The 24,869-nt window shown below is 65.4% G+C and carries 23 protein-coding genes and 1 pseudogene; 12 read left to right on the top strand and 12 right to left on the bottom strand.

Features of this window, described 5'->3' with window-relative positions:
* Positions 1-42 precede the first annotated feature (42 nt).
* From G3N94_RS09975 to G3N94_RS09960, 4 genes are all read left to right on the top strand, one after another.
* Positions 43-966, top strand: a complete 924-nt coding sequence (locus G3N94_RS09975; RefSeq protein WP_205792208.1) for an AraC family transcriptional regulator — start codon at positions 43-45, stop codon at positions 964-966.
* A 235-nt stretch (positions 967-1,201) separates the two neighbouring features.
* Positions 1,202-1,708, top strand: coding sequence for a hypothetical protein (locus G3N94_RS09970; RefSeq protein ID WP_205792207.1), 507 nt, complete (start codon positions 1,202-1,204; stop codon positions 1,706-1,708).
* Positions 1,709-1,820: 112 nt separating this feature from the next.
* Positions 1,821-2,960, top strand: a complete 1,140-nt coding sequence (locus G3N94_RS09965; protein ID WP_205792206.1) for a patatin-like phospholipase family protein — start codon at positions 1,821-1,823, stop codon at positions 2,958-2,960.
* Positions 2,961-3,040: 80 nt separating this feature from the next.
* Positions 3,041-3,292: a hypothetical protein gene (locus tag G3N94_RS09960; RefSeq protein ID WP_205792226.1), complete on the top strand. Its 252-nt coding sequence runs from the start codon at positions 3,041-3,043 to the stop codon at positions 3,290-3,292.
* A 63-nt stretch (positions 3,293-3,355) separates the two neighbouring features.
* Here G3N94_RS09960 and G3N94_RS09955 read toward each other — a convergent pair whose 3' ends face one another.
* The 7 genes from G3N94_RS09955 to G3N94_RS09925 form a co-directional block, all read right to left on the bottom strand.
* The gene (locus tag G3N94_RS09955) at positions 3,356-3,811 is read right to left on the bottom strand and encodes a hypothetical protein (RefSeq protein WP_205792205.1); all 456 of its coding nucleotides are present in this window, start codon (positions 3,809-3,811) and stop codon (positions 3,356-3,358) included.
* 38 nt (positions 3,812-3,849) lie between these two features.
* Positions 3,850-4,950 (bottom strand): hypothetical protein, encoded by a 1,101-nt coding sequence (locus tag G3N94_RS09950; RefSeq protein ID WP_205792204.1) that lies wholly within the window; start codon positions 4,948-4,950, stop codon positions 3,850-3,852.
* A gap of 492 nt (positions 4,951-5,442) precedes the next feature.
* Positions 5,443-7,503, bottom strand: coding sequence for an acetate--CoA ligase (gene acs, locus G3N94_RS09945; RefSeq protein WP_205792203.1), 2,061 nt, complete (start codon positions 7,501-7,503; stop codon positions 5,443-5,445).
* A 206-nt stretch (positions 7,504-7,709) separates the two neighbouring features.
* Positions 7,710-8,438, bottom strand: a complete 729-nt coding sequence (locus G3N94_RS09940) for an acetate uptake transporter (protein WP_346778679.1) — start codon at positions 8,436-8,438, stop codon at positions 7,710-7,712.
* A gap of 70 nt (positions 8,439-8,508) precedes the next feature.
* Positions 8,509-10,029: an efflux transporter outer membrane subunit gene (locus tag G3N94_RS09935; RefSeq protein WP_241021731.1), complete on the bottom strand. Its 1,521-nt coding sequence runs from the start codon at positions 10,027-10,029 to the stop codon at positions 8,509-8,511.
* Positions 10,026-11,264 carry an efflux RND transporter periplasmic adaptor subunit gene (locus tag G3N94_RS09930; protein WP_205792201.1) on the bottom strand — a complete coding sequence of 413 codons (1,239 nt, stop codon included), beginning with the start codon at positions 11,262-11,264 and terminating at the stop codon, positions 10,026-10,028. Before G3N94_RS09930 ends, G3N94_RS09935 begins: the two co-directional genes overlap by 4 nt.
* Before the next feature lie 15 nt (positions 11,265-11,279).
* On the bottom strand, positions 11,280-14,423 hold the full coding sequence (locus tag G3N94_RS09925) for a multidrug efflux RND transporter permease subunit (protein ID WP_205792200.1): 3,144 nt from the start codon (positions 14,421-14,423) through the stop codon (positions 11,280-11,282).
* Positions 14,424-14,564: 141 nt separating this feature from the next.
* Between G3N94_RS09925 and G3N94_RS09920 the strand changes: the two genes are divergently transcribed.
* Positions 14,565-15,215, top strand: coding sequence for a TetR/AcrR family transcriptional regulator (locus G3N94_RS09920; RefSeq protein ID WP_241021730.1), 651 nt, complete (start codon positions 14,565-14,567; stop codon positions 15,213-15,215).
* Between the two features lie 29 nt (positions 15,216-15,244).
* On the opposite strand, the gene G3N94_RS09915 is transcribed toward G3N94_RS09920, so the two are convergent.
* On the bottom strand, positions 15,245-15,733 hold the full coding sequence (locus tag G3N94_RS09915; RefSeq protein ID WP_205792198.1) for a hypothetical protein: 489 nt from the start codon (positions 15,731-15,733) through the stop codon (positions 15,245-15,247).
* A 119-nt stretch (positions 15,734-15,852) separates the two neighbouring features.
* On the bottom strand, positions 15,853-16,062 hold the full coding sequence (locus tag G3N94_RS42305) for a hypothetical protein (protein ID WP_241021729.1): 210 nt from the start codon (positions 16,060-16,062) through the stop codon (positions 15,853-15,855).
* Between G3N94_RS42305 and G3N94_RS09910 the strand changes: the two genes are divergently transcribed.
* Both G3N94_RS09910 and G3N94_RS09905 read left to right on the top strand, forming a co-directional pair.
* Positions 16,061-16,867: a patatin-like phospholipase family protein gene (locus G3N94_RS09910; protein ID WP_241021728.1), complete on the top strand. Its 807-nt coding sequence runs from the start codon at positions 16,061-16,063 to the stop codon at positions 16,865-16,867. The genes G3N94_RS42305 and G3N94_RS09910 overlap by 2 nt on opposite strands.
* Before the next feature lie 323 nt (positions 16,868-17,190).
* On the top strand, positions 17,191-17,865 hold the full coding sequence (locus tag G3N94_RS09905) for a response regulator transcription factor (protein WP_205792224.1): 675 nt from the start codon (positions 17,191-17,193) through the stop codon (positions 17,863-17,865).
* A 24-nt stretch (positions 17,866-17,889) separates the two neighbouring features.
* Here G3N94_RS09905 and G3N94_RS09900 read toward each other — a convergent pair whose 3' ends face one another.
* Both G3N94_RS09900 and G3N94_RS09895 read right to left on the bottom strand, forming a co-directional pair.
* The gene (locus tag G3N94_RS09900; protein ID WP_205792196.1) at positions 17,890-19,443 is read right to left on the bottom strand and encodes a methyl-accepting chemotaxis protein; all 1,554 of its coding nucleotides are present in this window, start codon (positions 19,441-19,443) and stop codon (positions 17,890-17,892) included.
* A gap of 496 nt (positions 19,444-19,939) precedes the next feature.
* A complete protein-coding gene (locus tag G3N94_RS09895; protein WP_205792195.1) occupies positions 19,940-20,542 on the bottom strand; it encodes a nucleotidyltransferase family protein in 603 nt (200 codons plus the stop codon).
* A 168-nt stretch (positions 20,543-20,710) separates the two neighbouring features.
* Here G3N94_RS09895 and G3N94_RS09890 point away from each other — a divergent pair, with 168 nt between their 5' ends.
* The 3 genes from G3N94_RS09890 (at position 20,711) to G3N94_RS09880 (ending at position 22,679) form a co-directional block, all read left to right on the top strand.
* Positions 20,711-21,133, top strand: a complete 423-nt coding sequence (locus tag G3N94_RS09890; RefSeq protein ID WP_205792194.1) for an ACT domain-containing protein — start codon at positions 20,711-20,713, stop codon at positions 21,131-21,133.
* Positions 21,134-21,221: 88 nt separating this feature from the next.
* Positions 21,222-21,809 (top strand): TetR/AcrR family transcriptional regulator, encoded by a 588-nt coding sequence (locus G3N94_RS09885; protein WP_241021726.1) that lies wholly within the window; start codon positions 21,222-21,224, stop codon positions 21,807-21,809.
* A gap of 99 nt (positions 21,810-21,908) precedes the next feature.
* Positions 21,909-22,679, top strand: a complete 771-nt coding sequence (locus G3N94_RS09880; protein ID WP_205792193.1) for an MBL fold metallo-hydrolase — start codon at positions 21,909-21,911, stop codon at positions 22,677-22,679.
* A 99-nt stretch (positions 22,680-22,778) separates the two neighbouring features.
* Here G3N94_RS09880 and G3N94_RS43180 read toward each other — a convergent pair.
* Positions 22,779-22,898, bottom strand: a pseudogene (locus G3N94_RS43180) (type II toxin-antitoxin system Phd/YefM family antitoxin); the annotation flags it as partial.
* A gap of 825 nt (positions 22,899-23,723) precedes the next feature.
* Here G3N94_RS43180 and G3N94_RS09870 point away from each other — a divergent pair.
* Both G3N94_RS09870 and G3N94_RS09865 read left to right on the top strand, forming a co-directional pair.
* On the top strand, positions 23,724-24,515 hold the full coding sequence (locus G3N94_RS09870; protein ID WP_241021725.1) for a hypothetical protein: 792 nt from the start codon (positions 23,724-23,726) through the stop codon (positions 24,513-24,515).
* An 11-nt stretch (positions 24,516-24,526) separates the two neighbouring features.
* Positions 24,527-24,754 carry a hypothetical protein gene (locus tag G3N94_RS09865; protein ID WP_124599288.1) on the top strand — a complete coding sequence of 76 codons (228 nt, stop codon included), beginning with the start codon at positions 24,527-24,529 and terminating at the stop codon, positions 24,752-24,754.
* Positions 24,755-24,869 lie beyond the last annotated feature (115 nt).

The raw sequence follows: 24,869 nt of genomic DNA, 5'->3' as shown, positions 1-24,869 counted from the left end.
TGCTCCCGCCGCATGGGGAACTGGACGAATCGAGGCATCCTGATGGACATGATCGATCTTGCCGCGTCGCGCGAATCCGGGCGGCGCGAGCTGGCGGCGCTGATCAGCCGCTTTGCGCCGGTCGACGGCTCGCATCCGACGGCCATTCCGGCGCTGGCATTCCACAAGCATACGCGTCCGGTCGATCTCGGCTGCGGCGTGTCGCGGGCCGCGTTCGTGCTCGCCGCGCAGGGCGCGAAGCGCGTGGTGGTCGCCGGCCACGCTTACGAGTACGACGCGCAGCATTGCCTGATTACATCGATCGACTTGCCGATCCTGTCGCGGGTCACGAAGGCGTCGCCGGACGCGCCGTATCTGTGCATGTCGTTCACGCTCGATCCGCAGCGGATCATCGAGCTGGCCGCGGAGATGCGCCTGCCGGAGCCCGGCGCGGGGCCGGAGGGCGAGGGGATTGCGCTTGCGCAACTGACGCCGCCGCTGTTCGACGTCGCGCTGCGGCTCGTGCGGCTGCTCGATACGCCGGCGGACATCCCGGTGATGGCGCCGCTGCTCGAGAAGGAACTGATCTACCGGCTGATGACCAGCGAGCAGGGCACGCGGCTGCGGCACATGGCGGTGGCGGGGAGCCAGACGCACCGGATTTCGCGGGCGATCGAGTGGATTCGCGATCACTTCGCGGAGCCGATGCGGGTGGAGTCGCTCGCGCAGGTCGTGAACATGAGCGTGTCGTCGCTGCACCATCATTTCAAGAACGTGACGACGCTGAGCCCGCTGCAGTATCAGAAGCAATTGCGGCTGCATGAGGCCAGGCGGCTGTTGCTGGGGCAGGGCGGGGATGTCGGGTCGATTGCCGCGAGCGTCGGGTACGAAAGCGCTTCGCAGTTCAGCCGTGAATACAGCCGCTTGTTCGGCGCGCCGCCATTGCGGGATGTCGTGCAGTTGCGGCGCAAGGAATTTCTGGGCTGACCGGCGGGCGATCAAGGCCCGCTTGTTCGCTCGCCTGTCCGCGCTGTTATCCGTACAGTCATTCGCTCTGTCATCCGTCTGTCATTAAAAGTTCGCTTAAGACCTCACATGTGCTGCCGTTAATGCACCCGTTGATCCAGTTTCGTGGTGTGTCAAGGATCGATCCGCCGACCGGCACGCTCGCGCGCCGGCGGATCGAACACGCGTTCACCCCACACAGGCATCCGGGGGTAACGTGGCAGAGTGCAGCAATTGCGGCAAGACATTCTTTTTCGGCGGTCGACCGGTCGACGGCAACCGCTATTGCGGCGCGGAATGCGCGCAACGGCACCCGGTGCTCGTCGCCGCCGAGCACCTGCCCGCGGCGAGGGTGCAGCATTACGTCGACGACTGCCGCTACGGGCCGTGCCCGATCTGCAAGCGCGAGGACGGCCCCGTCGACGTGCATGCCGACCATCGCGTGGTGTCGCTGATCGTCGTCACGAATTGGACGACGCGGCGTCATGTCTGCTGCCGGCGATGCGGCCGGAAGAAGCAGGCGATCGCGTTGCTCACGTCCGCGGTGTGCGGATGGTGGGGGCTGCCGTGGGGCGTCGTCGTGACGCCGATCCAGATCGCGCGCAACCTGCTCGGGCTCGCGAGACGCGAACCGGTGACGTCGACGCCGCAATTCGAGCAGACCGTGCGCCGCAAGGTGGCTGCGCATCAACTGCGGCGGATGCGGAACGTCGTCGACGCTTGACGCGGTGCAGCGCGTGCCGCCGGTCGGCACGCGCGCGGAATCGAGCCCCGATCGCCTACACTTGATCGGTATATTGAGGTCCGACCCAATCCCAGACTCCGCGAGGCACAGCATGACCGCGAGCCAGCCAGCACGAATGGAATTGCCGGGGCAAGTCGTTCTCGTCTTTCAGGGCGGCGGTGCGCTGGGGGCCTACCAGCTCGGCGTCTATCAGGCGATGGACGAATCCGGCATCCAGCCCGACTGGGTGATCGGCACGTCGATCGGCGCGATCAATGCGGCGCTGATCGCCGGGAATCCGCCGGAGCACCGCGCGCAGCGACTGGGCGAGTTCTGGAGCCGCGTGACCGAGCACACCCGTCTGCACGCGCCCGCATTCCTGCCCGGTTGGGACAAGACCTTTGCAGAACTGATGATCATCGGCGGCGGCATCGCGGGGTTCTTCCGGCCCAATCCTGCGTCGTGGCTCGGGCCGCTGGCCCGCCTTGGCGTCGATCGCGCGTCGTATTACATGATCGGGCCGCTGCGCGAGACGCTCGTGTCGCTGGTCGACTTCGATCTGCTGAATGCGGGCCGGCCGCGCGTGACCGTCGGCGCGGTGAACGCCCGCACGGGCGCGATGCGCTATTTCGATTCGCGCGACCAGCGCCTCACGGTCGAGCACATCATGAGTTCGGGCGCGCTGCCGCCCGCTTTCCCCGCGGTGCGGATCGACGGCGAGCCGTACTGGGATGGCGGCGTCTATTCGAATACGCCGGTCGAGGTGGTGCTGGACGACAAGCCGCGCAGGAGTTCGGTGATCTTCTCCGTGCAGATGTGGAATCCGGTCGGCCCCGAGCCGGAAAGCATCTGGCAGGTATCGGAACGGCAGAAGGATATCCAGTATGCGAGCCGCACCGACAGTCATATCGCGCGTCAGCAGCAGATCCACTGCTTGCGCCATGTGATTCGCGAACTGGTCAAGCACGTGCCGGAGGCCGAGCGCGCGACGACCGAAGTCCAGGCGCTGGCCGCGTGGGGCTGCCAGACCACGATGCGCCTGATCAAGCTCGCCGCGCCCCGGCTCGACGGGGACAACCAGTTGAAGGACATCGACTTCACGCCGGCCGGCATTGCCGCCCGCCGGCAAGCCGGCTATGAAGCCGCGATGCGCGCGATTGCGGCACGGCCGTGGGATGTGCCGACGGATCCGATCGAAGGGCTGACCGTGTTCAGTGCGGACGACACCGTTTCTGCCCAACCAGGCGCGTGATGCGGTCGGGATATTGACGAGCCGGGCGCACGGACAAAGCTGGTATGCTGGCCAACGTGACATCCATTCAGGAGGACGCCATGGCCGTGAAGCAAGTCTCGAAGAAAAAGTATCTGAAGATCCTGAACAAGCGCCTGCGTGCGGAGCCGGACGCCCCGCAGAGCGCATCGTTCGTCTTCTACCCACCGGGCGCGAAGGCGAAAGATGCGACCGGCGTCGGGTCCAGCGAGCCGGGCAGCAAGCGTGAACTGGCGGTCATGGCTGCGATCCATCGCAAGGCGGCCGAAGAGTTCGTCGTGACCGTCAAGGAACCGAGAGTCGGCAACGGCTGATGTGTCGACGCGCGTCGGCGGTCGGCCCGGGAATTCCGGTCGACGCGCCGCGTACGATCGGGTTCACGCGCCGGTGTAGCGTCGATAGGTGCGCCAGAGCGACTGCATGCGCGCGTTGCGTTCGGCGTCCGGAACGACGCCTTTCGTCAGCATGATCGTCAGCAGGTCCTGCTGGACGCCGATCTCGTACCGGTCCGTCGCGAACGCATACGCCTGTACGATCCACGAAAAGCCTGCGTGCCGGCAGATCGTCTCACCGAGGTAAGAGCTGAGCGCGTGACCGAGCGGGTATCCGGACGCTGTCGTGTCCGGCGCGCCGTGCTCGAAGAACCATTTCTCCAGCGGCTTAAGGCTTTCTGGTGAATAGTCGAGCCCGATGGCCGCGCCGTGTTCCGCCGCAAACGCGTGGAGCACGCGGTCACGATATGCGAAAAGGGTCCTTTCGGCATCGGCCGCATTGCTGAACACCGGCAGCTCTGTGCCGTACTGGAAGGCGGCAGCCATACCCTGGCGTGACATGCTGATTTCCTCTGGTGAACGCGATTCCCGCAAGCCTGTCACGGCAGTGTATCGGCTGGGCCGGGAACCGCGAAATTTACGACGTCCGTATCGAGCGGTACGGCGCGGTAGCGCTTCCACGCCTTGGAGTTGGGATTGCGTATCCGCGCCATGTGGGCGCATTCGGCACACCAGTGGCCAGCGCGCACTGTTGCGAGGGCCGCGTGCCAGCTGTGGCCACGGTCGCATAGCCAGTGGAGTTTGGTCACGGTATTGCGGTATGTCGTCGACAGGCATTGTCCGCCGCGCTTTTGGGCAGCCTCATGCGCGGCCTCGATGCCGAGCCGTTTTTGTTCGTTCGAGCATGTCCTGCACCAACCGCCGCGCAGGATGCGCCGACCCAAAGTCTCCCATTCATGGCCTTGCGCGCAACGGAAGCGATAGCGCGAACGGACACCCGTATAGGCGTCGCTCAAACACAGGCCGCCACGCTTGGCCGCCATGTGTTGCAGGCGAGCGAGGCCATCGGAAAGGAGATAGCCCGTGACCTTGCGTAGCCGGGCGCAGGTCGGACACCACGTCCGGCGCGCTACGTCAGCGCCTTGCGCGTCCCATTCATGGCCATGGGCGCAGCGAAACCGGTATCGTCCCGTTCCACCGGAGTACACGGTGCTCAGGCAGACCCCGCCGTGCGCCGCCGCCGTTTGCTGGAGGTGCGCGAGGCCTTCGGCCAAGCGGCGCTGGTAGCCCGCCGCACGTCCGCAGTGAGGGCAGCCGATATGCTGTAGCGCCTTGTTCCCGAGGCGCGACCATGTATGCCCGTGGTCGCAGGTGAAGCGGTGCGGCATGTCCCATCCCAACCAGTGCGGCTCCAGGCAACGCACGCCCACGTGCCGCGCGAGCGCCGACAGGCGACTCATGTGCACCTGGGCGGAACAGCCCGGACACTTCGCATGCCGGGTTCGCCCGAAGGTCTGCAGCGTTCTTTCGAAGAGGTGTCCTTGACGGCAGCGGAAGCGGTAGGTGGCTGACAAGCCGTTCCAGACGTGGTCGAGACACTCGAATCCGTGCTGATCCGCTGCGGCGCGCAGGCGCGGAATGCGATCGAGGATCGGGTGTTTTGGTTGGGTTTCTTTGCAGTGCATAGTGATGAAAGTCACCTTTGATCCTGGCGCGGCCCGGCTGGCGTAGTGCTCGGCGCACGACGACGTCACATGGCAGCCGCAGGCCGGTTGTGCTGGTTCGAAAATCAACGCACGCCCATCCGACAGCGCGAATTGATCGCCGCCGGATACCGGGGGGAACAGCCCATGGCGCGCGGGAGCACGCCGTGGATATCCGAATCGAATGGTGGGCCGTGGAGACGCCAGGCGTCTATTGGACGAGTTCGAAAATTGAAGGTGTACGAAGCGAAAATACGAATCAACGGCGCTTCGTTTTCAGCCCGCTGGGTGTGAAGCGTCAAGACGTCATTTCTCGACGCTGGAAATCAGGCGCATCGGCGCCACGCCGCAAACCACGCGCTTGCCGCGGCCATGCGCGACGCGCTTGCGATGCGGCAAGCGCTCGCGGTTCTTCGGTCGGCATCGCCCCGGGTCCGAACCCCGGCGCATGCCGACCGAACGATCCAACGACCGAACGCAGTCGTCCCGCTACTTCACGAGCGTCCTCAGGCTTTCGACGATCTCCGGATTGGCCAGCGTCGAAACGTCGCCCGGATCCTGGTGGTTCGACAGCGCCGCGAGCACGCGCCGCATGATCTTGCCGGACCGGGTCTTCGGCATGTCCGGAACGATCAGCACCCGATGCGGTTTCGCGATCGATCCGATCCGTCCGACCACCGATTCCGACACCTGCTTGGCCACCGCTTTCGACGCCTCCACGCCGGGCTTCAGCGACACGTAAAGCTCGGGCACCTTGCCCTTGATCTCGTCGGCCACCGGCACGACCGCCGCCTCGACGACATCGGGCACCAGCAGCGCCGCCGACTCGATTTCCTTGGTGCCGAGCCGGTGGCCCGCGACGTTGATCACGTCGTCGATGCGGCCGAGGATCCGGAAGTAGCCGTCCGCCGCGTCGACGGCGCCGTCGCCCGCCATGTACGGCCAGTCGCGCCAGTCCTTGCTCTTCGGATCCCGGCAGTAGCGGGCATAGTACGTCTTCACGTAGCGGTCAGGTGCCTTCCAGATCGTCTGGAACGCGCCGGGCCACGGGTTGCGGATGCAGATGTTGCCGGCCTTGCCGCACCCTGGCGCGAGCTCGTTGCCGTCGTCGTCGTAGATCACCGGATGGATGCCCGGAATCGCGGGACCGGCGCTTCCCGGTTTCATCTTGTGCAGCGCCGGCACCGTGCTGCACAGGAAGCCGCCCGTTTCCGTCTGCCACCACGTATCGACGATCACGGCCTCGCCCTTGCCGACCATCCGGTGATACCACTTCCAGACTTCCGGCTCGATCGGTTCGCCGACGGTCGTCATGTGCTTGAACCGATAGTGGTACTTCGCGGGCTCATCCGGCCCGGCGCGCCGCAACGCGCGGATCGCGGTCGGCGACGTATGGAAGATGTTGACGCCGAGCGTCTCGGCGATGCGCCACGGCCGGCCGGGATCGGGGTAGACCGGCACGCCTTCGTACACGACCGACGATGCACCGAGCGCGAGCGGGCCGTAGACGATGTACGAGTGGCCGGTGATCCAGCCGATGTCGGCCATGCACCAGTACACGTCCTCGGGATGGATGTCCTGGATGTATTTCGAAGTCCACGCGACATACGCCAGATACCCGCCGGTCGAGTGCTGGCAGCCCTTCGGGCGCCCGGTGGTGCCGCTCGAATACATCAGGAACAGCGGGGCGTCGGCCGGCATCTGCACGGGGTCGACGCGCTTGCCGCGACACGCGCCGAGCGCGTCGTTGACGATCACGTCGCGTCCGTCGACGAGCGGGGTCGCGCTCGAGTAGCGATCGGGGTAGCGCTGCCAGATCAGCACGTTATCGACCTTGTGCCCGTTGTTGGCCGCTTCGGTGACCGCGATGTCGGCCTTTTCCTTGTGATCGAGCAGCTTGCCGCCGCGGTAGTACGCATCCATCGTGATCAGCAGCCGGCTCTCCGAATCCAGGATGCGGTCGGCGCACGCTGCGCCGCTGAAGCCGCTGAACACCTGCGAGTGAATCACGCCGAGCCGCGCGCAGGCGAGCATCGTGATCGGCAGTTCGGCCACCATCGGCATGTGCAGCGTCACGCGATCGCCGGCCTTCAGGCCGAAGCGGTCACGCAGCAGCGCCGCGAATTCGTTCACGCGCACATACAGCTCCTGGTACGTGACATGCTGCACGGCCTCGGATTCGAGTTCGGGCACGAAATGGATCGCGGTCTTGTTGCGGTACTTCGCGAGATGGCGATCCACGCAGTTGTAACACGCGTTCAGCGTGCCGCCGACGAACCAGCGCCAGAACGGCGGATGGCTCGCGTCGAAGGTCTTTTCCCAATACCTGTACCAGTCGAGCAGGTCCGCGAATTCCTTGAAGCACTCGGGGAACCTGTCGAGCGAGAAGCGCGCGAACACGTCCGGGTCGGTCAGGTTGGCCTGGCCGATGAACGATGCGGGCGGCAGGAAGTAATCCTCTTCCGGCCAGTGGACGGCGATCTGCGCCTCGGAAACGTCGACCGCCTGGTGCTCTGCGGACGCGTGGTGCGACGACTTGTCTTTTGACATGACAATACCTCCTTGCTCCCAGGTGCCCGGAGCACGAAGAGTGCGCGCTCCCGGTGGCAGCGCGTCTTTTGTCTGTCTTTCACAGGTCGAGGCACCAGGTACGATGTTGGGCGTGAGCTACATGACGAATTCCGGTTCGGGACCGATGCGATGGCCGGCGGCACCGGCCGGTGCGTCCGATGCGCGCCTGCCGGCCCGCCGGTGGGTCACGCCGCTCGCGGATGCCCTTGCGACCAGTCGTGCGTCGGGAGCACGGTATGGCCGAACGCTTCGTTGATGATCATGGCCGCCGACGCGTAGAACGCCAGCAGCGCGGTCACGAGGCCCGTGTAACCGCCGATCTGGGTGGCCAGGGCCGACCCGGTCCACGCGCCGATCGCCAGCATCAGGAACGTGATCCACAACGACAGGAACACCAGCTGGATGGACGTGCTCGTGTGCAGCGAGCCGATCCACATGTAGAACGTGAACACGCCCCACGCCATCAGGTACCAGCCGACGAACGATTCCGGCACCTTCGTGCCCAGGAACGCGACGAACAGCGCGAAGGACCACCAGAACGCGCCGTAACTGAGGAACGCCACCGTGCCCAGCGTGTTGCCGCGCGGGAACTCCATCACGCCCGCGATCATTTGCGCGGTGCCGCCGAACGCGAACGCGACCGCCAGCACGAGGCCCAGCGCGTCCGCGCTGTACCAGCCGGCGTTCACCATGCTGAGCAACCAGGTTGTCAGTGCGAACCCGGCCAGTCCGAGCGGTGCCGGGTTGGAAAGCTTACTGTTCATATAAACCGCCTCCGTGGTGGTTTGCCCGCGAAACGGATCCGGAGACGATACGAATGCCTCGGTCGCCGCCGAACGCGACCGTGCGGTGCTCGCTATCGATGGCTGCTGGCTCGGAATATGTGTTTGACCCCTTTCGTGGCGCAGCCTCATGCCAGCCTGCGCGGCCCACCTTAAGTCTAGGTCGCATTGCGCAAAGCGGATGCCGAGGGCATCGAATTTGCTAGCGAACGACCGCATTGCCGCCATCGTCCCGCACGTCGGCACGGTTCCACCATCCTCCGCCCAGCGCCTGGAACAGCGCGACCACATCCGAATACCGTGCGACCCGCGCCTGGATTTCGCCGATGCGCGCCTGCTGGTAGGTTCGCTCCGCGTCGAGCAGTGCGAGATGGCTGATCTGGCCGACGCGGAACTGGCGCTGCGACGCGGCGAGGCTGTCCGCGGCCGCGCGTTCGGCGGCGACGGTCGCGTTGACCGCGTTCGCGTCCGATTGCAGCGCGCGCAAGGCGTCGGCGACGTTCTGGAATGCGGCGATGACCGTGCTGCGATACTGCGCGGCAGCTTCGTCGTAAGCGGCGAGTGCAGCCCGCCGACGGTGCAGCAGCGTGCCGCCTTCGAACAGCGGCTGCGCGAGCCCCGCGCCGACGTTCCAGATTGCCGTGCCCGGCCCGAACAACGCGTGGACGGTCGCGCTGCCGTACGCGGCGCTGAGCGTCAGCTGCGGCAGCATGTTGGCAGTCGCGACGCCGATCTCGGCGCTCGCCGCATGCAGCAGCGCTTGCGCCGCGCGAATGTCGGGCCGCTGCTCGACGAGCTGCGACGGCAGGCTGACGGGTAACGTATCGGGCAACTGCAGCGTTTCGAGATCGAACGTGTCCGTCGGCGCGTCGCTCGGGAAGCGGCCGAGATAGGCGGCGAGCTGGTTGCGCGTCTGCGCAAGCTGCTTGTCGAGCGGTGGCAGCGCGGCGCGGGCCTGGGCCAGCGCGGCCGCCTGCGCGAGCACGGCCGTGTTGGCCGCGGCGCCGTTCGCGAATTCGCGGTTCAGCCCGTCGAGCTGTTGCGTTTCGATGTCGACGATCTGTTGCGTGGCGGCGATCTGTGCACGCAACGACGCGTCCTGCATTGCCGTCAGGGCGACGTTCGAGATCAGCGTCAGATAGCTGGCCTCGAGCACGAAGTGCTGGTATTCGGTCTGCGCGGTCAGCGCTTCGACCTGCCGGCGCGTGCCGCCCCAGATGTCGAGCAGGTAGGTGACGTTCACGGACGCGGTCTTGAGCGTGAAGACCGGGGTCGTGTTGCCGGTGCCGAGCGATGCGCCCGACGTCCGTTCGCGCGTGAGCGACGCGCCGGCGCTCACCGTCGGAAAGAGCGCGCCTTCGCCGGCCAGGCGTGCTTCGTTCGCGACACGCAGCGCGGCCTGGGCGGCCTGCAGGCTCGGGTTGGCCGCGAGCGCGCGTTCGATCAGCGCATCGAGCGCGGGCGAGCGGAACAGTGTCCACCAATCACCCGGGAGGTCGAGCCCGTGCACGAAGCGCTGCGCTTCGCCGCCGTGGATATCGGTCGCGGCGGTCTGCTGCGGCAGCGGTTCGCGCGCATAGCCACTGACGTCAGGCGGTTTCGGCCGCACGAAGTCGGGCCCGACCGCACACCCTGCGAGCAGCGCGGCCGCGAGCGCGGTCCACACGAGGCCGTTTCGGTAGCCGGGGCGCGTGCAATGCATGTGATCGTGGAGGGCGCTCATGGTCGACGGCTCCCGACGGGCGCTGCGGGAGCAGCGGGCGTGGCGGGTGAGGCGGGTGAGGCAGGCGCGCCGGTCGCACCGATCGCGCCAACCTGCGCCGATCCTGCCGGCGTCGGTCGGACCACCGCACCCGGTCCGAGCTTCAGCAGGTTGCCGACGACGACCGTTTCCCCGCTGGTCACGCCCGCACGCAACGCGACGAGCGGCGCGTAATCGGCGCCCAGCGTGACGTAGCGCTGTTCGAGCCGGTTGCCGGGGCCGACGATATACACGTACTGGCCGAGCTGGTTCGAACCGACAGCCACCTGCGGCACCAGCAGCGTGCCGGGCTGGTCGGCGACATGCAGGCGCACGTGAACGAACTGTCCCGGCAGCAGCGTATGACCGGGGTTGTCGATCGTCGCGCGCGCGGTGATCGTGCCGGTGCCGCGCACGATGCTGTTGTCGAGCAGGGTCAGCCGGCCGTGATACTGCGGCGTGCGGGCCTCGCCGACGGTGACGTCCGCCGGAATCGCGCCGTTCGACTGGCGCGCCTGGATGTCGGGCAGGTCGGCGTCCGGCGGATTGAACGTCGCATAGATCGGGTCGAGCTGCACGAGCGTGTTCAACTGCGTTCCCGCGATGCTGATGAGCGCGCCTTCATGAACGAGGCTCAGGCCGAGACGCCCGGCAAACGGCGCGCGGATCATCGTGAAGTGCAGGTTGAGCTGCGCGGCTTCGATCTGCGCGCGGTCCGCCGCGACGGCCGCGCGGTCCTGACGCTCGCTGCTCGCCGATTGCTGCAGCGTATCGGTCGACACGTCGCCGGTTTCGCTTAGCACGGCATTGCGATGATGGCTGGCGCTCGCGTAGTCGAGTGCGGCCGCATCCTTGTCGGCCTGCGCGTTCGCCGCGTCGAGCGTCGCCTGATAGCTGCGCGGATCGATCTGGTACAGCAGCGCGTTGGCGGGCACGTCGGCGCCGTCGGGCACCGCCTGCTTCAGCAGATAGCCCGTCACCTGCGCCTGGAGCGTGACGGTGCGGATCGCGTCGGTCGTGCCGACATACTCGAGATAGACGGGCACCGTGCGCGCGACGACCTGCGTCACCGGCACATCGAGCACGGCGGCGGGTCGGGAAGGGGGCGGATCGCCGGCAGCGCGATGCGCGCCGCGCGTGACGAGCAGCGGCACGCACAGCGCAATCGCAACCGCGATCGCGGCAGCAATGATGGTGGATCGGCTGATCTTCATCATGGCCTCGCGCTTGCGTCATTCCGCGGGCGGCGGCCGGATGCGATGCGCGCGTCCGACGCGTTCGCGCATCGCTTCGCGCAGTCGTTCGATCACCGCATAGAAGATCGGCACGAACCCGAGGGACAGCAGCGTGGCCGCGAGCATGCCGCCCACCACGGTGGTGCCGATCGATTGCCGGCTCGCGGCGCCGGCGCCTGTCGCGACCATCAGCGGGACCGCGCCGAAGATGAACGCGAAGGCCGTCATCAGGATCGGACGCAGCCGCAGCCGGGCGGCCTCGGTCACCGCGTCGACGATCGCGAGGCCCGCCTCGCGGCGGCGCTTCGCGAATTCGACGATCAGGATCGCGTTCTTCGCGGCCAGCCCGATCAGCAGCACGAAGCCGATCTGCGCATAGATGTCGACCTGCATCCGGCGCAGCCACAGCAGCCCCAGCGCGCCGAACAGCGCGAGCGGCACCGTGAGGATGATCGTGAACGGCAGCGTCCAGCTTTCGTACTGCGCGGCGAGGAACAGGAACACGAACACGATCGCGAGCGCGAACACGATGCCGGCGACCGAGCCGGCCTTCAGCTCCTGGTACGTGATGCCGGTCCAGTCGAAGCCGAAATCCGCGGGCAGCACGCGCGCGGCGCGCTCCATCGCGGCGATCGCCTGGCCGGAACTGTAGCCGGGCGCCGCACTGCCGGTGATCTCGGCCGCGCCATACACGTTGTAGCGCGGGACTGTCTCCGGGCCGACCATCGACCGGAGCTGCCCGAGGGTCGCGAGCGGCACCATGCCGCCCGCGGCATTGCGCACATAGAGGCGCGACAGGTCGTTCCGGCTGCCTCGCGCGTGGCTGTCCGCCTGCACGACGACTTCGAAATTGCGGCCGAACAGCGTGACGTTGTTGACGAACAGCGAGCCGAGGTAGATCTGCATCGTCCGGAACACGTCGTTCACGTTCAGGCCGAGCAGCTTCGCCTTGTCGCGGTCGAGACGGAAGTCGAACTGCGGCGTCGACGTGTTGAAGCTGGTCAGCAGCGTGCGCGCGTCGAGTTCCGGCTGGCGGCGCGCCTCCGCGAGAAACGCGCGCGTGGCGTCGTCGAGCGCGACGCTGCCGCGGCCCGTCAGGTCCTCGATCTCGAAGTCGAAGCCGCCGAACGTGCCCAGCCCGGAAATCGTCGGCGGATTCAACGCGAGCGACACGGCTTCGGGAATCCGCGCAAGCTTCGGCTGCACGGCCGCGATCAGGTTCGCGACGCGCTGCCGTTCGCCGCGCTCGTCCCACGGCTTCAGGATCACGAACTGCGCGGCGGCGTTCGACGCGGTCGCGCGCGTCACGAAGTTGAGGCCGCTGATCGACAGCACGTTGGCGACGCCCGGCGTCGCGCGGAGTATCGCGCGCGTCTTGTCGATCACGGCTTCGGTGCGTTGCAGCGATGCGCCGTTCGGCAACTGGGTGATCACGTAGAAATAGCCGGGATCCTCGACGGGCAGGAACGCATGCGGAATCGTCGCATAGAGCACGTAGGTGACGGCGAGTCCGCCCGCGAACAGCGCGAGCGCGAGCCAGCGCGCGCCGATCAGCCGGCGCACCGAGCCCGCGTAGCGCTGCCGCGCCCAGTCGAAGCCGCGGTTGAACGCGCGGAACAGCACGAACCGGCGCTTCTCCCGGTGGCGCAGCAGCACCGCGCAGAGGGCCGGGCTGAGCGTCAGTGAGTTGAATGCCGACAGCATCACGGAGATCGCGATGGTCAGCGCGAACTGGTTGTACAGACGGCCCGTGATGCCCGGCAGAAACGCGATCGGCACGAACACGGCGCCGAGCACCGCCGACGTCGCGACGATCGGCCCCGTCACCTCGCGCATCGCCTGCTTGGCCGCCGCCATCGGCGCGAGTCCGCTCTCGAGCTGGCGCTCGACGTTCTCGACGACGACGATCGCGTCGTCGACCACAAGGCCGATCGCGAGCACCATCCCGAGCAGGCTGACCGTGTTCAGCGAGAAACGGAGCACCAGCATGATCGCCAGCGTGCCGACGAGCGCCACCGGGATCGCGATCATCGGAATCAGCGTGGTCCGCCAGCTCTGCAGGAACAGGTACACGACGCCGAGCACGAGCAGCAGCGCGAAGCCGAGCGTCTTCATCACCTCGGTCATCGACGCGGACACGAACATCGTCGTGTCGTACGTGATGCCCCACGCCATCCCTTTCGGGAAGCGCCGCGCGAGCGTCTGCATCGTCGCCTTCACGCGCCGGTCGAGGTCCAGCGCGTTCGCGGTCGGCAACTGGAACACGGCGAGCAGCACCGCCGGGTTTTCGTTCACGGCCGCGCTCGACGTGTATTGCTGCGCGCCGAGGTCGGTGCGCGCGACGTCGCGCAGGTGTACGACCGCGTCGTTCGTGGTGCCGGCGCGCAGCACGATGTCGCCGAATTGCCGCGCGTCGGCCAGCTGGCCCTGCGTGTTGATCTGATACTGGAACGTCGTGCCGGGCGGCGATGGTGCTTCCCCGAACTTGCCGGCCGCGACCTGCACGTTCTGGTCGAGGATCGCGTTCTGGACGTCGGTCGCGGTCATGCCGAGCGCGGCGAGCTTGTCCGGATCGAGCCAGATGCGCATCGAATAGCGGCGCTCGCCGAAGATCGTCACGTCGCTGACGCCGGGCAGGCGCTTCAGCGCGTCGACCACCTGCAGGTACGCGAAGTTGCTGAGCGTGACCGGATCGATCGAGCGATCGGGCGAATACAGGTTCACGGCCAGGATGAAGTTCGGGTTCTGCTTCTGGATCGTGATGCCGGTCTGCGTGACGATGCCGGGCAGTTGCGCGGTGGCTTGCGACACGCGGTTCTGCACGTCGACGGCGCCGATGTTGATGTCATAGCCGACATCGAACGTGACCGTGATCGTCGAGCTGCCGTCGTTCGCGCTGACCGACGAGATGTAGCTCATGCCTTCGACACCGTTGATCTGCGCTTCCAGCGGCGTGGTCACGGTGTCCGCGACCACCTGCGCGCTGGCGCCCGTGTAGGTCGACTTGACGAGCACTTGCGGCGGCGTGATCTGCGGGAAGCGTTCGACCGGGAGGCTGAACCAGGCAATGAGCCCCGCGAGCACCATGATGATGGCGATCGACGACGCGAAGACCGGACGCTCGATGAAGAAGTCGACCATTGACCGCGCCCCCGTGAGTCGGGTAGGTTGGGCGTTGCATGGGGCGGGAGTCGGGCGTGAAAGCGTCAGCTCTCGTCGACAGTGGAAACGCAACGGTATAGTTTCCACCGCACACTCCGAATGTCAATAGGATCGATCGGAATGCAAACTGTCCGGGTTCCGAAGACGAATGCGGGCGGCCGCCCGACACTGCAAGAGTCGGAACTCCGCGTGCAGCGCGTGCTCGAGGTGGCGACGCGGCAATTCCTGGGTGCGGGCTATCGGGAGACGAGCCTGGACGGCATCGCGCGCGAGGCCGGCGTCGCGAAGAAAACCCTGTACAGCCGGTTCGGCAGCAAGGCAGGCCTGTTCGCGACGATCCTCGACACGCTGCGGCGCGCGTGGGTCGAGGAACTGCGCGGCCTCGTGGTCGAAGCGGGGCGCCCCGACACCGTGCTCGAGACGGTTGCGCTGCACCTGCTGGAAGTGGGCACGCGCCCCGAGATGATCGAGTGGTACCGGTTGTTGCTGCTCGATGCGCACCGCGTTCCGGAACTGATTCGCGGCTATTACGGCAAACGGGGCGCGCTGAGCGGGATGGAGCCGCTGTCCGACTACCTTCGTGCGGCGGTCGATGCAGGCGGGCTGGAAATCGGCGACGTCACGCTCGCCACCGAGCAGTTCGTCTATCTGGTGCTCGGCGGCATTCGCACCCGTATGCTGCTCGGCGCCGCCCGGCGCCCGAATGCGACCGCGCGCGCCCGCATCGCACGGCAGGCGGTGCGGATTTTTCTCGGCGGATGCGCGAAGTAGGCAGGCGGGCCGCGCGCGACGCGTGCCGCTTATGCGGGCCGCCCGAACCCCGACTCGACCCACCGGTCGGCACTGGCCTTGGTCAGCTTGAACCCGGCCGGTACCTTCGCTTCCCCGAGCAGGTCGCCGAAACGGTCGAACGCCTTGAGTTCCGCGTACGGCTCGAACTCGTCCGGCACGATATCGAGCGTGACCGACACTTCGTCGTCGCCGGCCCAGACCGTCACTTCCTTGTGGAGCATCGCGCGTCGCTGCTGCTCGTGCCGCATCAGCACCTCGGTCGCGGTCTTCACGAGGGTCCGGAACGCATTCGGATCGAGCGGTTTCGGGTTCTTCTTGTCGCGGCCCATCGTCCAGGGCCCGACGAGCGCCGGCTCGGACTCGCCGTCCTTGACCATCTCGACGGCCCAGCCGTCGTCGTCTTCGTTCTTGATGACGCGCGCGGTCCAGCCGTTGTCGCGCCAGAGGGTATCGTCGTGGATCGTGGTGTCGTCGGCCTGGAGGTCGGAATCGGTCATGGATCAGTCGGAGAGAGCAGGCGAGGGCGCACGCGGCACGTCAACGGCGCGTTGCCCGGAAATCGCATTCGAAGGCCGCAATTTTACCCGCAGCGCCGCCCGCCGCATCGCGCCGACGTTTACGTTGGCCAGACGGCCAGTCGCGCGCCGCCCGGCAGGGTTTTCATCAAGACCTGATAGGGGCGCCCCGGTCCATCATCAGAATTGACCGCGCCGATGCCCGGCGCCGCACCCACATCACGGAGGCCGATCGTGCCGCCCACCTTGATCCCGTCAACTGCGTTCGTTTTCGCCGGCGGCGGTAGCCTGGGCGCGATCGAGGTCGGCATGCTCCGTGAGCTGATCGCGAGCGGCGAGCGCCCGGATTGCGTGATCGGCGCGTCGGCAGGGGCGATCAACGCCGCCTATTTCGCGGGCCGTCCGGACGCGGAAGGCGTCGCGATGCTCGCCACGCTGTGGCGCAGCATTCGGCGGCAGGACATCATGCCGCTGTCGATGCGCAGCTTCTTCGCGATGGTCCTGCGCAACCGGCCCCACCTCGTCGAAGGCGACGCGCTGCGCCTGCTGCTGGAAAAACACCTGCCGTACCGCCGGATCGAGGAGGCCGCGCTGCCGCTCCATATCGTCGCGACCGACATGCTGAACGGCACCGAAGTCGTGCTGTCGGCCGGGCCGGTCGTGGACGCGGTCCAGGCCAGTGCCGCGATTCCCGGCGTGTTTCCGCCGGTGCGCATCGGCGGCGTGGAACTCGTCGATGGCGGCGTCGCGAACAATACGCCGATCTCGGTGGCGGTCGCGCTCGGCGTCAAGCGGATCGTCGTGCTGCCGGCCGGCTTCGCGTGCGCGCTGCGGGCGCCGCCGCGCAGCGCGATCGCCCACGCGACGCATGCGCTGACCCTCGTGATTGCCCGGCAACTGGTGCACGATCTCGAACATTACGCAGCCCGCGCGCAGATTCACGTCGTGCCGCCGCTGTGTCCGCTCGACGTTTCGTCCTACGACTACACGCAATGCGCGCAGCTGATCGACCTGGCCGCGCAGCGGACGCGCGCATGGATCGACGACGGCGGGCTGGTCAAGCGCGCGATTCCTGGCGAGTTGCGCGAACATCATCATCGTCCCGCGCTGGCCTGACGGGCTGCGCATCGCGCCGATCGGTCGTGCGGTTTCGGAAGCTGCGCGGTGTCCTCCGGGGACGGGCACAGGCGATACCGACCGAGAAGCCGATCAAGAAGCCGATCACGAAGCCGATCAAAGCCGACCGAGAAGCGGGCCAAAAATAAAACTTGTACGACGCATTCGGCGGGCCATTGAGTTTCCGTCCGATACCACGTTCCGCAGCGAATTCATAAAATAGCCGACGGGCTAAAAATAGCTCGAACAGGAAATTCGATCCCAATACCGGATCGTGGCAGATCTGCGCGATGCGGAAACCTTCAGGAAACGTGGAAATGAGTATCGGGAAATTTAGCGTCCGTACCGTCTTCGCTCATGACTGGCCGTTGACGCTCGCCGGCCTGGAGCACGTCGCGGGAAGCGCGTGCGCGATCGAACTGGTCGGCGCGTACCGGACGACCAACGAGCTGATCGCGGCGCTCGACGATATCGAATGCGATATTGTGCTTGTCGATCACGCGATGCGCCACGCCGGGCAGATGGACTGGCTGAAGCTGTTCGAACGTCTGCGGCGTGGTCATCCGGACCTCGGCCTCGTCGCGCTGGTCACGCACGAGAATCCGGTGATCATCCGCTCGATGTTGTCGAGCGGGGTGTCGAGCGTCGTCAGCAAGCACGACGACATCGGCCACATCGTGACCGCGATCCATACGAGTTTCGGCGGCGGCCGCTACCTGTCGCCGGCCGTCAGGCAGATGCTCGATTCGGCCGATGGTGACAGCCCCGCCGCCGTGACGCTGTCGCCGCGCGAAATCGAGGTGATGCGCCTTTATCTGGCCGGCGTTCCGATCAAGGGGATCGCCGAGCGGCTGAAAAAGGGCAAGCAGACGGTCAGCGCGCAGAAGATCAGCGCAATGAAGAAGCTCGGCGCGAAAAACGACGTCGAGCTCGTGCAGCGCGCGGCGAGCCTCGATCTGGATGGCGACGCGCTCGCGTGCGGCGACGGGCATTCGTGAGACGGATCGTGCGTCGCTACCCGCTCAGGCCGGCAGTGCAAACCGCGTGACCGCATCGCGCAGCGCTTCCGCCTGGTCGCGCAGCGAATGTGCGGCGGCGGCGGCCTGCTCGACGAGTGCCGCATTCTGCTGTGTCACCTGATCCATTTCGCCGACCGCGCGGTTGACCTGCTCGATCCCCGTGCTCTGCTCGCGCGACGCGTGGCTGATCTCGTCGAGGATCTCGTTCACGCGCCGCACCGACTGCACGATCTCGGCCATCGTCTGGCCCGCGTGCGTGACGAGCGTGGCGCCGTGCTCGACGGTTTCGTTCGACGATACGATCAGCGACTTGATTTCCTTTGCCGCCGTCGCCGAGCGCTGCGCGAGCGAGCGCACCTCGGCCGCGACGACCGCGAAGCCGCGGCCTTGTTCGCCCGCTCGCGCCGCTTCGACGGCCGCGTTCAGCGCGAGGATGTTGGTCTGGAACGCGATGCCGTCGATCACGCCGATGATGTCGCCGATCTTGTGCGAGCTGTCGGTGATCTCGGCCATCGTGCGCACGACGTCGTCGACAACTGCGCTGCCGCGCGTCGCGACCTGCGCGGCCTGGTCGGCGAGCGTTGCCGCCTGCGTGGCGCTGTCCGCGTTCTGCTTCACGTTCGCGGTCATCTGGTCCATGCTCGACGCGGTCTGCACGAGCGCGGCCGCCTGCTCCTCGGTGCGTTGCGACAGGTCCGTGTTGCCCGCGGCGATCTCGCTCGCGCCGACGTTGATGTTCTCGGTGCCGGCGCGCACGCGCGACACCATGTCGATCAGCCCACCCTGCATCGTATGCAGCGCATGCAGCAGGCTGCCGCGATCGTTCTGCTTCACGTCGACGCGCGCGGTCAGGTCGCCTTGCGCGATCCGCTGCGCGGCGTCGAGCGCGGTCTCGAGCTCGCCGCCGAGGTTCGCGCGCACGCTGCGCAGCACGAGCACCATCACGAGCGTCGCGATCGCGCCGAGCACGGTCGTCATCGCGAGCCAGCGGCCGACACTCGCGAGCACGGCTGCGTGTACGTCGTTCATGTACATGCCCGTCACCAGATACCAGTCCCACGGCGCGAAGCGCTGCACGGCACTGGTCTTGTCCTGCGGCTTGTCCGCACCCGGCTTCGGCCACAGGTACGTGACGAAGCCCTTGCCGCCTTCCCCGTTGGCGGCTTTCACGATCTCGACGAACAGGTGCTTGCCGGTCGGATCGGCGAGGCCCGACACGTCCTTGCCGTTGAGTTCGCTCTTGATCGGATGCATCACGATCACCGGCTTCGAATCGTTGATCGAGATGTAGCCATCGGTGCCGTAGCGCATCGCGGCGATCGCGTCGAGCGCCCGCTGCTTCGCGTCGGCTTCCGGCATCGCGTTCTGCTGCGACAGCTTGTAGTAGTGGTCGGTGACGCTCGTCGCCTGCGCGACCAGCGACGCGAGCTGTTCGCGGCGATCCTCGATCATCGACGTGCGCGTCTGCCACGCGCCGAGTCCGGCGATCACCAGCAGGCCAAGCCACAGGATGACGATCATCGAAGCGAGTTTCTGGTTCAGGGTGAGATTGCGCATGGTGTGTGGTCGGTCGATCGGGGAAACGCGCCGCTTGCGGCGTGACGGGATCACTGGTTGACGGCACGCGAGGCCGCAGGGTTTAGGGGGGGAATCCCTAGGAGACAGCGAGCGCGAGAGGTTTGTGCAGGACGGATGGCCGTGCGTCGGTCACTGCGCGCAAGGTTCGCGGCCGAAGCGAGCGAATTACGCCACCCCGCACCAGGCCGGTGCGGGCGGCGACGCGTGCAGCGCGACGATTCGACGACGTCTAGACCGGGTCCTTGCTGGGCGGTCCTTCAGGCTGCTGCGGATTCTCGTGATGTCCGGGCGACGGCGGCACGAGCGGGTCGCCTTCCGGATCGCGGGTCGGGTCTGCCGGGGGCTCGGGCAGTGGAGTCGTGTGATCGGTCATGGAGCCCTCGCAGATCGTGATGGCGGCACCGAGGCGCCGGCGCCTCGTCTCCGTTATAGGCAATCGGGCGTGGGTTTGCACCGGGTTTCGACCGGCGTTCGCTCAGGATTCGCCGCGCCCGCGCGCGAGGTCGCCGGGCGTGTCGACGTCGCGCAGGATGCCCGGATCGTCGACGTCGAGCAGCGTCACGGGCTCGCGCGCGAACAGCACACGGGCGCCCGTATCGCCGTCGAGCGCGGCGAGCGCGTCGTAATGGCGCGCCCCGAATCCGACCGGATGGCCGCGCATTCCGCGATGGGCAGGCGCGACGATCGATGCGTCGTCGGCGTCGAGCGCGCGCGTAACGGCTTCATAGGTGGCGGGCGTGATCCACGGCATGTCGCCGAGCGCGACGAGCCAGCCGGTCGCGTCGGGACTTGCGCGCACGCCGGCGGCGAGGCTCGCACCCATCCCGCGCTCGGCGTCGGCTGCGAAGATCACCTTGCAGCCCGCTTCGTTCAGAAGAATCGCGAGTTTCTCGGCGCCGGGGCGCACGACGGCGATTACGTCCGCGGTAGCCAGCGCGAGCCGGCGGGCGGCCGCGACCGCGACCGGTGTACCGTCGGGAAGCAGTGCGAGCAGCTTGCTGTGCAGGCCGCTGGGATCGAAGCGCTGACCGAGGCCGGCGGCAAGGAGGACGCCGGTGGCGAGCGACGCATAGGTCATCGGCGAAGCGGGAACGGGAAGCAGGTGCTGGAATTGTGCGTGAGCGGGCGGGGATGGGCAAGTGCGGATTCGAACGCGCGGCGCGTGACGTACGCTGCCCGCCTTGCCCGCGTGCTCCCCGTGAAGTAGATTTTTTTTATCGAGGTGAGACAGGCGGGAGGGACTGCCATGGAACTGAGCGTAGAACGTGTCGATGTCTGGGCTGCCACCATCGAAGACAAACCGGGCGGCCTCGCGAACGTGTTGGGCGCGTTGCGGGATGCGGGCGCGGACCTGCAGTTCGTCGTTGCGCGCCGCACGTCGGACGCGCCGGGCAAGGGGATCGTGTTCGTCGCGCCGCTGCAGGGCGACGCGGTGATCCGCGCGGCCACGCAGGTGGGGTTCAACGTGACCCCGAGCCTTCACTCCGTCCGCGTAATGGGTCTGGATCAAATGGGCGTCATCGCGCAATTGACCGCGATGCTCGGTGACGGCGGGATCAATCTGCGCGGCGTATCGGCCGCCGTGCTCGGCTCGCAGTTCGTTGCGTATCTTGCGGTCGACTCGCTGGGCGATGCCGACAAGGCGATCGACATCCTGCAGAGGGCCTGACCACCCGAGCCACGCGAAGCCCGGTTGACGTTTCGTACCGATCGTTTCATAATCGCCGCCAACCGGTGATAGGGCTTGGTGGAGGGCGATGATGGCGCGGCCGCGGGAATTCGATGCCGCAGAGGTTTTGCACAAGGCGATGGAAGTGTTCTGGCGCAACGGCTACGAAGGCACTTCCGTTGTCGATCTGGTTGACGCGACAGGGCTCGGCAAGAGCAGCCTTTACGGAGCATTTGGCGGAAAGCGCGAGCTTTTTCTCGCGGCATTCGACGCGTACCGGCGCGATCGCGCTCGCGACATGCACGAGATCCTCGATCACGGGCCCGCTCGCGACGCGATCGAGACATTTTTCCGCATGATCGTCAGGGATGCTCATGCGCCGACGTTCTCGAACGGATGCATGAGCATCAATCAGGCGGTTGAAATGGCGCCGCACGACCCGGAGGTTCGAGAGCGGGTGCAGGGCGACTTTCAATATATTGAGGATGCCTTGACACGTACGATCGAGCGCGGTCGCGGAGACGGCTCGGTGAGCTGCGCGAGGCCTGCGCGGGACGTGGCCAGGCTCATGGTTGTCGCGTTTCCGGGGCTGCAGGTGATGGTACGAGCCGGTTACGACAATGAGCGACTCGATGATGCATTGCGACTGCTTTTCCTGAATCTCGATCGAGATTGAAGACGTTCGAGCACGTGCATGCATGTCGCATGCACTTTTTTTGGCCTGATTCTGTAACGACCGGTACTTAATAATCCCCCGTGTAGAAGGAGTGTCTCCATGAAGGTCCAGCAAATCCGCAATGCAACCGTCATCGTCGAAATGGCCGGCACGCGCTTTCTCGTCGATCCCGTGCTTTCGCCCAAGGGCACCTATCCCGGATTCGCAGGCACCGCGAACAGCCACCTGAAATGGCCGACCGTCGAGCTGCCACTCCCGGTCGAAGAGATCGTCGATGTGAACGCCGTCATCGTGACTCACACCCATCTCGATCACTGGGACGATGCGGCCCGATCGTCGATCCCGAAAAGCCTGCCGGTGTTCGTCCAGCATGAGCAGGATGCCTCGATCGTGAAGGATGCGGGATTCACGGATGTGCGCGTGCTCACGGACGACACGTCTTTCAACGGCGTGACGCTCATCAAGACGCCCGGTCAGCACGGGTCGGACGAAGTCATTCAGGCGATTGGCGATCGGATGGGCCAGGTGAGCGGCGTCGTGTTCAAGCATTCGGCGGAAAAGACGCTGTACCTCGCCGGCGATACGGTCTGGAACACGTTCGTGGAAGACAGCCTGGAAACCCATCGGCCGGATGCCGTCATCCTGAACAGCGGCGATGCGCAAGTGCCCGGCCTGGGCTCGATCATCATGGGCAAGGAGGATGTTCACAAGGTCTATCAGGCTGCGCCCCAGGCCACGCTGATTGCGTCACATATGGAGGCGGTCAACCATGCGATGCTGACCCGGAAGGAACTGCGTGAATTCTCGGCAGAGAAGGGGATGACTGATCGGTTGCTCGTGCCGGAGGATGGTGAAGTGTGCGTCTTCTGACGGCAGTGGCCTGAGGCGGGATGAGCGAGCGGACCGCGTGCCGCGCCGACTGCCGGATCGCGGCAACCCACTGCACCAATGCTTGCGTATCCAGGGGGATCACCGCGACGCGTCCCGATCATCTTCCGCAATCGGATCTATGGGACGGTCGTAGCGCGCGACCGAACCGCGCAATTTATCCATCAGCTGGGTTTCGCGCGCGCGATACGGCCGGATTTGACAAATCGAGAAGGTGCTGCGGGACTGTCATGGGTGACGAATAGCTGAGCGCAGGGAAGCAGGGCGGCGCGACAAGAAGAATGCGAACGCTGTTACTCGGGCATCCTCGTAGTTCTGCGAGGTGATTCTGCGAGGCGACTCATAACCGAATGTCACATTTAGTCAAGTCCACGTTCGTCTCTCGACAAACGGTCCTGCGTCGGGTATTAGTCGGAACAAAGAATCCGAGAGGGCTAAAATCAGTGAAAAGACATTATCTGAGAGTGGGTGACAAGTCGACTGCCGGGGGCGTAGTGACAGAGGGCATTGCCACTACGTCAGTCATGGGGCAGCAGTTGACGCATGTCGGCGCGTCGGTGATGTGTCCGGCATGCGGCTCGGTTGGACATGTCGTTGCAGTCGGCCCGCGGTTCCCCGATGGCTGGATGGGGCAGAAGGTCGCGCTTGAGGGCGACAAGGTTTCGTGTGGCTGCTATCCGATGCCAACTATGCTTCCGTCGCAAAGCGTGATGTTCGAGCAATATGATGGCGAGGGGTTATCAAGTATGGGATTTGCGGCGACAGATGTTGTGGCGTTGACAAGGCTGATCCCGAGCACTGGGTACGGTTCAAGCTGAACGAACAAGGCAACTGCGAAGGGCTGCGCTGTACTGCTCATTTTGCAGATGGGTCTGTTGAGGAGGGGGTTGTCGACTCAAGGAATATGGTCGCATTTGATCGGCCAAATAGTAGCCCATGCCAGAAAATTGAGCTCCATGTCGAGGGTGAACAATCCAACTACAGCTCGGTCACCGAGCGTCTGATCGACGCGATTCTGAGGTAAGTATGGCAGAAAACCAGAATAAGGCCATCCACGAGGGCAGTTACGCGACGCAAGAAACGCATCATATTAGAAGTGACTTCCTTGAAAAGGCGATCGCCTCCTTTGAGGCGGCTGCGACAAGGTTTGCCTATGACGTCATCAAGAACGAAGATACGCGCAAGCGCTATATGGCGCACATCAAGGAAGTTTCCGACGAGGTTCGGAAGGAAGTTGATTCCGGTCGTATATCCGTTAAAGAGGGGGCGCTGTTTTGCAACCAGACGCGTGATCAGTTGTTTGTCGAATATCGGAAATATACGACGGCCACCGGTGTGGCTGAGGCCGAAAGGTTGAAGTTGAAGGCCAAAGGGTTCGATTACTATCTCGATAGATACGCCATGCGCGACTTCGGAAAGCCTTTTTCGGATTTGGCCGAGGTGGAGCGCAATAAAGTCTATTATGAGGTTATCAAATCTGCCGGCCGGCCGAATGCTGGTGTGAATGCCAGAATCATGAAGATGCGAGCATATAGCACAGTCCTGATTTTGTTGACTGCTATGCTCGCCGCTAATGAAGTATATAGGGCGGAAGATAAAATAAAGGAGCTCGCTCGGCAAGGCAGTATTATCGCGGGCGGTATGGTCGGTGGTGGAGTAGCTGGATTCTATGTCTCGTTTTTGTGCGGTCCGGCTGAACCAATATGTGCCATCGCGACGGTCACGCTCGGAAGCACCCTGGGCGGCATGATCGGTGGCACACTGGACGAGCTATATCAGATGGAACTCGAAATTTTCACGCGCTGGAACGCCCGTTAATAGGGTCAGGCATGTCAACTACTCAGGAAATTGTCCTCTTCGTGCTGTTCGTAAGCTCGGCTGCGGTGTTGCTGCTAAACGTTGTACATACTCCATGGATGTTTGACTACTGGAATCTGGACAACGAAATCGAGGAAGAGCCAAGCAAGCTTGATTTCCTACGCAACCAACCCGCTTTCTATACCGCCGCAGTCGTGTTGGCAGCTACGGCAAGCTACTATTTCTGGCTGACTAGATAGTGTGTTCAAGATGCGATCGCACGCCGCGTCGTGCGCTTGCGTCTATAAGTTTGAGGACGCCTCGAGCGTTCTCATTGTTTTGTTCAGATGGTTTGCGGAATGCCCAGAAAGTCGG

Origin of the sequence: Burkholderia sp. Ac-20353 (genome assembly GCF_017104785.1) — a bacterium.
In the GTDB taxonomy this organism is placed as follows: Bacteria; Pseudomonadota; Gammaproteobacteria; order Burkholderiales; family Burkholderiaceae; genus Burkholderia.
This window is presented reverse-complemented; position numbering and strand designations above follow the sequence as displayed.

Coding starts and splice junctions, on each gene's coding strand:
- G3N94_RS09960 (WP_205792226.1), top strand. CDS start 3,041: ATGGCCGTGAAGCAAGTCTCGAAGAAAAAGTATCTGAAGATCCTGAAC.
- G3N94_RS09890 (WP_205792194.1), top strand. CDS start 20,711: ATGGAACTGAGCGTAGAACGTGTCGATGTCTGGGCTGCCACCATCGAA.
- G3N94_RS09870 (WP_241021725.1), top strand. CDS start 23,724: ATGGCAGAAAACCAGAATAAGGCCATCCACGAGGGCAGTTACGCGACG.
- G3N94_RS42305 (WP_241021729.1), bottom strand. CDS start 16,062: ATGCCGACCTCGATCGCGCCCAGGCTACCGCCGCCGGCGAAAACGAAC.
- G3N94_RS09900 (WP_205792196.1), bottom strand. CDS start 19,443: ATGCGCAATCTCACCCTGAACCAGAAACTCGCTTCGATGATCGTCATC.
- G3N94_RS09935 (WP_241021731.1), bottom strand. CDS start 10,029: ATGAGCGCCCTCCACGATCACATGCATTGCACGCGCCCCGGCTACCGA.
- G3N94_RS09955 (WP_205792205.1), bottom strand. CDS start 3,811: ATGTCACGCCAGGGTATGGCTGCCGCCTTCCAGTACGGCACAGAGCTG.
- G3N94_RS09965 (WP_205792206.1), top strand. CDS start 1,821: ATGACCGCGAGCCAGCCAGCACGAATGGAATTGCCGGGGCAAGTCGTT.
- G3N94_RS09885 (WP_241021726.1), top strand. CDS start 21,222: ATGATGGCGCGGCCGCGGGAATTCGATGCCGCAGAGGTTTTGCACAAG.
- G3N94_RS09910 (WP_241021728.1), top strand. CDS start 16,061: ATGCTCCGTGAGCTGATCGCGAGCGGCGAGCGCCCGGATTGCGTGATC.
- G3N94_RS09975 (WP_205792208.1), top strand. CDS start 43: ATGGACATGATCGATCTTGCCGCGTCGCGCGAATCCGGGCGGCGCGAG.
- G3N94_RS09915 (WP_205792198.1), bottom strand. CDS start 15,733: ATGACCGATTCCGACCTCCAGGCCGACGACACCACGATCCACGACGAT.
- G3N94_RS09865 (WP_124599288.1), top strand. CDS start 24,527: ATGTCAACTACTCAGGAAATTGTCCTCTTCGTGCTGTTCGTAAGCTCG.
- G3N94_RS09920 (WP_241021730.1), top strand. CDS start 14,565: ATGCAAACTGTCCGGGTTCCGAAGACGAATGCGGGCGGCCGCCCGACA.
- G3N94_RS09895 (WP_205792195.1), bottom strand. CDS start 20,542: ATGACCTATGCGTCGCTCGCCACCGGCGTCCTCCTTGCCGCCGGCCTC.
- G3N94_RS09925 (WP_205792200.1), bottom strand. CDS start 14,423: ATGGTCGACTTCTTCATCGAGCGTCCGGTCTTCGCGTCGTCGATCGCC.
- G3N94_RS09940 (WP_346778679.1), bottom strand. CDS start 8,438: ATGAGGCTGCGCCACGAAAGGGGTCAAACACATATTCCGAGCCAGCAG.
- G3N94_RS09930 (WP_205792201.1), bottom strand. CDS start 11,264: ATGATGAAGATCAGCCGATCCACCATCATTGCTGCCGCGATCGCGGTT.
- G3N94_RS09880 (WP_205792193.1), top strand. CDS start 21,909: ATGAAGGTCCAGCAAATCCGCAATGCAACCGTCATCGTCGAAATGGCC.
- acs (WP_205792203.1), bottom strand. CDS start 7,503: ATGTCAAAAGACAAGTCGTCGCACCACGCGTCCGCAGAGCACCAGGCG.